This window comes from Phormidium pseudopriestleyi FRX01 (assembly GCF_017313335.1).
Lineage (GTDB): Bacteria > Cyanobacteriota > Cyanobacteriia > Cyanobacteriales > Laspinemataceae > Laspinema > Laspinema pseudopriestleyi.
On sequence record NZ_JAFLQW010000501.1, the window covers coordinates 1 to 6,622 of the forward strand.

The window sequence follows — 6,622 nt, forward strand, 5'->3', positions numbered from 1 at the left end:
AATAATATTTTGGCAAAGCCTCCCATTATAAATATAAATTTAACAAAGTCAACCCCCCTTGTCAACCCCATTTCCCTCTTTTTAGAGCAAAATCTGTAAATTTTTGTAAACTCCGTGAAAATCTGTGAAATCTGTGGTTAATTTCACCGACCCCTGACCCCACCGCGAGGAATAATCACATCAGTCGGGTCAAAAGTCGGGCCAATCCCCCGAACTTCAGGGGAAATCGGTGCAAGTCCGGCATCGCTTTCCACTCCGCCGCCAATTGTTCCGCCACCGATCGGGTCACTATTCCCATTGAGGGCATCCCGTAAAAAATTGTCAAATCCGCGCTGTTGAAATCCGCGTCTTTCTTCTTCAGAAAAAGTGGGTTGAATTCGGGTGCGGAGTTTGGGGGGACAAGCGGGAACAGGATTGGGGCCGGGTCTAGCTTCGACTAGACAGGGTTGGGTTTCTTGGGCGATGACCCTGGCGGATGATAGGATGCCCAAAAGGATGGGGAAGAGAGTGAGGGAAATGATTAAATTTGAAATGGATTTAGACATAACTGGAGTCTCCTAAAAGCGAAAAGTTGTGCGAATGGTGCCGATAAAAATATCTTCTTTATTGGCATTATGTTCGGGGTTGGTGATGAACATGATGCCGGGGGTAATGGAAATGCGATCGCTGACTCGCCAGCGATAAAAGGTTTCAAAATGGATGGAGGTATCTGGGTCTTCTCCGAGAAATAAATTGGTGCCATCCACTAATTTAGGGGGTTGACCGACGAGCAAGGCGAGCAAGTCCCCGGGTCTGCCGAAGGGGTCGGAATATCCGAGGGAAAAGAGGTAGGTAGTGGTAGTGGCGGAGGCATCAGAAACGGTGGAGTTGGTGAACATCCAGGCTCCCCAAGTACCAAAGGTGAGATTGGGATGAAAGCGCCATTGCAGGGAACCACCGATCGCATTGATTTGGGCCGGTTCATCCATAAACCCGCCTGTATCTGCCAGAAAGCTGCCGGTAAAGGTATCCAGGCGGCCATCTTTGGCGTAGGCATTCACATAAGTTAAACCCGCGATCGCATTATTGGTCGGTTTGAGTAGTAGTTGTATCCCTGCCGCACTATGATCTGCTCCAGCTATTCCCCCGCCTTCTATCAGACTGCTACTATTGCGCGTGCCATAAGCCGCCTGTAATCGCACGCGATCGCTGAGTAACCAGTCTACCCCGGCACCGGCATCTAGACTACCAATTTTTAAAATTGGACTGGCTTCAGCAAACCGGGAGAGTGCACCGCGACCGGCATCAAAATAGCCGGAATTAGCCGTGAGAACACTACTTAAACTAAAGCCAACAGGTCGTAAAGTAACCACCGCGCGATCGGTCACAGCAAAGCGATATTCTAATTTATCTAAGACCACGCGATCGCCAAATCCACCTTGATAAGATAGCAATGCCATATCCGTATTAAAAGACTCCGGACTGGCAAAACCGCGATCGCTAAAATTGCCCGAAGATAACTCTAGTCGGAGTCTATCTCTCCCGGTAAAAGAAGCCACCACCCCGACACGCGCGAGATAAGAGAACACGAGATTATTATCTCCTTCTCCCGGTGGATCTCCCCCAGTCCCTCCAGTTAGGGCAAAAATTGCTTCTCCCCCGAGCACCGCCGTGGGGGAAAATTGTTGGGACTCTAATTGAGCCGATCGCATCTCTAAATTTTCCACCCGACCTTGTAACGTCGCCAATTCTGCTGCAAATTCCCGTTGCAGTTGTTCCAGGGCCGTTAAATCGTCTCGGGAAATGAGGTCCCCTGCACTGGTAATCTGCTCATTGATCCGTTCCAAGCAGGTATTCAACCCAGCGGCAAATTCATAGCGAGTGATGGCCCGATCGCCCCGAAACGTCCCATCTGGATACCCTTGAATACAACGGTAGCGCTCAATCAGGGATTGGAGAGCTTGAAATGCCCAGTCCGTGGGTTGGACATCCAAGAGTTGCGAGACTGAGGTCGTTTGACTCATGGGGTCCCCATCCAGAAGTCCCTGAGAGAGGGGGAAAAGCGGGTCCGAATCGTCTAGGTTCCCGTTGACAGGAGACGACTGCTCGGATAAGGGGGGATTTGGATAGTCTGGAGTGACAAGAACCGGGCTATTATCCCTCAAGGAGTCAGAAACATCGTCCGGGGAGGGAATCCCGAAATCCCCGGCAAGGGGGAGTTGAAAAGGCCTCGGCAGGGGGGCGCTGATTTGGGCGTTGGGACTTTCTGTTGTAGGTTGAAGCAGTTGCCGGTCCTCTGCCTGAGAGGGTTCTACCCTGAGCATCAAGGCAGGAGAAGCGGTTGCCCTAATGGAGGGCAACATAACGAGAAAGACGACAACACCAGCAATAGCGGTTTTCATGCGAGTCAGATAAAACAAGCCGTGGATAAGGTCTCTGGGATAAAATGCCACATAAAGAGGAGCAATGGGGTAGGGTGTTTCCCATCTCATTCTCTAGGAAGCGGTCCCAAAATGGGGAAATTAAGCGCGTCTCAGTTGCAGGATTCTCCCAGTAAGAGGCTGGAGCAACCCCCAGAGGGGCCATCCCGCAGGAGCGATCGCAAGAAGGTAAAATCTTTATAAATATCTTCAATCGTGTCCGCCTGTTCCATATTGGTCATTCCGTGGGCGATCGCCTCTGGATCGACCGGGGGTTGGGCAAACGAGAGGGCCAGTTGCTCCCGTTGAACGCGATCGATAAAATGTAGGGTTTGGATCCCACAACTATTGTTTTGGCTTAATTCAGGATCCACACAATAGCCGTCTTCCTGAGCGCGTCCCCGTCCGTGAATGCCGACCAACTCGCCATCTTGGGTAAAAACGGGTCCCCCGCTCATCCCCCGGCGAGTCTCGTTGGTATAGAGCAAGCTGTATCCCCCATCATCCGAGGGCGGATTGGCAATGTCCGTAAGATTTCCCTCCCGGAACTCGCGGACTCTCCGGGCGCTGTCGTCTTCAGGATTAGGCCAACCGGAGATATAGATGGGTTCCCCGCGATCGATGTGGTTCGAGTCTCCCATCACCGCAATCGGATAGTCCTGAGTGCTGTTAAAGGTGACGATCGCCAGATCGAGTCCCTCAATGGTCTCACCAAACTCGCCTTGTTCTTCTCCCAGAGGGATAATATTGCTTTGGGTGTCCACATCATCAACCTGATGCACTGTGCCGTCACTGGTCCTGACCCCATAAACCACTTCTCGGGTTCTGACGACGTGGAGGGCGGTTAAGACGGAGTAAGTATTGCCATCCCGGGCGACAATTACCCCGGATCCGGGATTCCATTCTTGGCGGGCTTCGATGTCTCCTTCTTGTAATCCTTGTCCAATAATCACCGTAGTTTGGGAGGCGATCGCATTCACCTGTTCCGGGGCCAACGAGCGACTCGCCACCAGGGGGAGGGCCAGAGTCATCCGCATCGCCAAGGCGATCGCCACTGCTGAGGTTGTGGCCAACAAATAAGTAGGAAATCGACAAAACAATAGCATAAAAATTGCTAATATAGAGTTTTGAATGGAGCGGTTTGATAGGGGAAATTTTAACCCTTCAAGCCAGTATTTTCCTTATAGGTTAAACCCCAGTCCTCAAATTTTAATTGGGGTTAATCCCTTAGTATGATAGAGCTTTTGTGATTGGAGCTGCCTAGAGGGTAGATTACTCCGGTAGCCTTTGATATTTTCTCTCTATTTTCCTGAATAAAAAACCTAGAGAAAGTTTCGCCTCTCTCTAGGTTATTTACGAATTTCCACCTTCAACCCGTGGGCAACCGGCGAGATCGTGCGGTGCAAAGTTTGGCGATCGCCCCGCATTCCGCACGAATCGCGGGCTATCTTGATAAAGCTCATAAGCTTTCCTCACTTCTTTTCTCCTTGGGGTTCAAACAGAATTTCCACTATCCGGTCAAAATTAGCGTAGGCAGGGGGGAAAAATCCTGCAACAAATTCCCCACTACGACTAGATTAGTTAAGCTATCAGTCCCCAGCAATCCAGCCAACAATCTAGCAGGTTCGGCACGGTTATTGCCATTGAAGGCAAACAAAACATTTTGGCGATTACAGCCGACTTCAGTGCCATTCACGGCACAAACCACCATCTGCCCATTGACTCGTCCAACGGTGAGATATAACCCACTCAAGCTGTTACCATTGTTCTGCAACACGGTATTCAGTTGGTTCGACACCTGCTGACAGTTTGCCAGAGATTCATTGGAAATTCTATACCCTTGATTTCTCCAAGAAATCATCGACGCTGAGACAGAACCATCGGTTCGCACCGCTCGAATCGTATAAAAGTTATCCGAGGACTGGCATTCAAAAGACACCACTGAAGTGGGGGATGAAGCCATACTGCTGGGGGATAGGAGCAAACTGCCTGGGGTTGCCAGTAAAAGGGCTACAACCCATCGGCCCATTTTTTTCAGACTCATAATTCGGTTCTCTTTCCTGACTGGACCAATCGACTGAAATCGTGCCATTCCAGCTCGCCAAGCATCGGCGATTTCCAGCAAAATGCTTTGTACAACTTCCGAGGATAGGAGGATTAGAAGAGTTGATTGACTAAGATGTCTAAATCAACGTAGGGTTGTCCTCCCGACTCTTGAATCGCGCTCCCGCTCCCCACAACCCCAGCACTTGCCAGATTTCTTAACATTTGGCTGGGGTTACGACGGTTGGCATGGTTGAGGGTAAACAGCACATTTCTGGTGTTACAACCCGATCGCGTACTGCTAACGGCACAAAGGACCGCCTCACTATTAACTAATCCAGCCGTCATGTACAGTCCCTTTAAACTCTGGTTGTTTTCCTGTAACAAGGTATTGAGCCGGTTTGTGACTTCTGTACAGCGGCGTTCCGGGGTGTATCCTGCACCGCTAAATTCCTCGGTTTTCCAGACGATCATGGGGTCAGACACCTGTCCATTTTGGCGAACCGCTAGGGTGACGAAGAGTTGATCCTCAGAAATCTGACACTGAAAGGAACTCAGGGGTGCTTCAGACTGGGCGACAGATTTTTGGGCGCTGATTAGGGGGACAGAGGTGGCTACAATTCCAGCGATCGCAACTTGTAATATCTGTTTAAGATTCATGGGTTCCTCTCAGGTATAGACTAAATAAAATGACGTTTAAATGCTTCAAAATTATCCTGAATTTCACCCATCAATTTCTCCAGTCTCCCTCAAGCTGAGGTTAACTTTTATGAAGCCCCCTCCAAAAATTTGTCTGCGAGGGAATAATCGCGATCGCCAGAGTGATTGCTCTATCGGCGAGGAAGGGCTTCTAAACCGCTGGATGTAACCAGGTAACTCTGACTCAGGCGGGTTAGGGTTATGCTTCGATGACGCTATGACTCTCCACAGCCCTCCACAAACGGAATATTTAAAAAACCACTCACCCCTAAACACCCCCCTACCTGCTCGAAGACGGAAAACCTGTGTAAGGGTTTCGCTTTCTTAAAGTATGGGATTCAAGAGCAGATCTCGTCATCCCCTATCGAGTATCTACAATCGGAGCAATTCCCATTTAGAGCTTATCTCTAAAGGAGGATGCTATAAAATCATTGATATGATATCAATCCTATTGTTCCCTAGATAACAGGAAAATGTCTGTAAATCTTTAGTAAAGCTACTGCTCTATAGATTACATCTAAAAAAATTATATAACCCGACCCTGCCTGGACCAATAAGACAAGAAGCAGGAAGGATAAAAATTGGGTAAAATTTTATCTGAAGAGGGTAAAAGCTCTAAGGGAATGTTCTTTGAGTCCACATTCCCTTGACCCAGATTAGTCGATTGACATTTCTGATTCGGGTATCCCTAGGAGTCCCGTGAAATTACGGATAAAAATCCTCCATAGCTCATCGGGACCGAGTTAAGACCCCTGTTTTTAAACCGCTGAACCCCTGCCCTAAAGCGTCACATAATGGTTCAATTCATAGGACAAGAAACCGGCCTTTTGGTCCTAATTTTGTCGCGAATGGGTAGAGATTTGGTAAAAAACCCGGCTTTCTAACCTTTAACGAGTTTAAATCATTCGGGTGAGTGCCTTTCATCAAATTGTTCCTACAAATTCTGTGGCTTTTTGGCCCTCCCGAATTTTCCCACAGATTTAGAAGCGCTATATAGAGAATTTAATGCAAAAGCCCATAGCTAGATCGAGCCTTCTCTTTGGAGAAGGGAATAGCTCTAGCTATGGGCGATCGCCCATCGGAAACCCGTTTTATTTGTTCTTTTCACCCAATGCCTAGTATTTTTGTATGATATAGCCAGTCTTGCAGCAGTTTGAAAACTGGATCGGCTCCCCTCTCCCGCTTTGGGAGAGGCCTGTCCTGAGCCCTGAGCCCTGAGCCCTGAGCCCTGAGCCCTGAGCCCTGAGCCCTGAGCCCTGAGCCCTGAGCCAGTCGAAGCCTGTCCTGAGCCCTGAGCCAGTCGAAGCCTGTCCTGAGCCCTGAGCCAGTCGAAGCCTGTCCTGAGCCCTGAGCCAGTCGAAGGGTCGAAGGGGGTCGAAGGGGGTCGAAGGGGGTCGAAGGGTCGAAGGGTCGAAGGGTCGAAGGGTCGAAGGGTCGAAGCCTGTCCTGAGCTTGTCGAAGGGGGTCGAAGGGTCGAAGGG

Annotated in this window: 5 protein-coding genes; all 5 read right to left on the bottom strand. The window is 49.6% G+C overall.

Annotated features, from left to right (window positions below; all coding sequences use genetic code 11):
- Positions 1-143: 143 nt before the first annotated feature.
- The 5 genes from J0895_RS19075 to J0895_RS19095 all read right to left on the bottom strand — a co-directional run bounded on the left by J0895_RS19075 (position 144) and on the right by J0895_RS19095 (position 5,102).
- On the bottom strand, positions 144-545 hold the full coding sequence (locus J0895_RS19075) for a hypothetical protein (protein WP_207089589.1): 402 nt from the start codon (positions 543-545) through the stop codon (positions 144-146).
- A gap of 12 nt (positions 546-557) precedes the next feature.
- On the bottom strand, positions 558-2,471 hold the full coding sequence (locus tag J0895_RS19080) for an iron uptake porin (protein ID WP_242541413.1): 1,914 nt from the start codon (positions 2,469-2,471) through the stop codon (positions 558-560).
- Between the two features lie 41 nt (positions 2,472-2,512).
- Positions 2,513-3,505, bottom strand: a complete 993-nt coding sequence (locus tag J0895_RS19085; RefSeq protein ID WP_207089590.1) for a S1 family peptidase — start codon at positions 3,503-3,505, stop codon at positions 2,513-2,515.
- Between the two features lie 404 nt (positions 3,506-3,909).
- Positions 3,910-4,443: a COP23 domain-containing protein gene (locus tag J0895_RS19090; RefSeq protein ID WP_207089591.1), complete on the bottom strand. Its 534-nt coding sequence runs from the start codon at positions 4,441-4,443 to the stop codon at positions 3,910-3,912.
- A gap of 113 nt (positions 4,444-4,556) precedes the next feature.
- The gene (locus J0895_RS19095) at positions 4,557-5,102 is read right to left on the bottom strand and encodes a COP23 domain-containing protein (protein WP_207089592.1); all 546 of its coding nucleotides are present in this window, start codon (positions 5,100-5,102) and stop codon (positions 4,557-4,559) included.
- Positions 5,103-6,622 lie beyond the last annotated feature (1,520 nt).

Excerpts from the sequence above, each read along its gene's own strand:
- J0895_RS19085 (WP_207089590.1), bottom strand. The coding sequence starts at position 3,505 with ATGCTATTGTTTTGTCGATTTCCTACTTATTTGTTGGCCACAACCTCA.
- J0895_RS19080 (WP_242541413.1), bottom strand. The coding sequence starts at position 2,471 with ATGAGATGGGAAACACCCTACCCCATTGCTCCTCTTTATGTGGCATTT.
- J0895_RS19075 (WP_207089589.1), bottom strand. The coding sequence starts at position 545 with ATGTCTAAATCCATTTCAAATTTAATCATTTCCCTCACTCTCTTCCCC.
- J0895_RS19090 (WP_207089591.1), bottom strand. The coding sequence starts at position 4,443 with ATGAGTCTGAAAAAAATGGGCCGATGGGTTGTAGCCCTTTTACTGGCA.
- J0895_RS19095 (WP_207089592.1), bottom strand. The coding sequence starts at position 5,102 with ATGAATCTTAAACAGATATTACAAGTTGCGATCGCTGGAATTGTAGCC.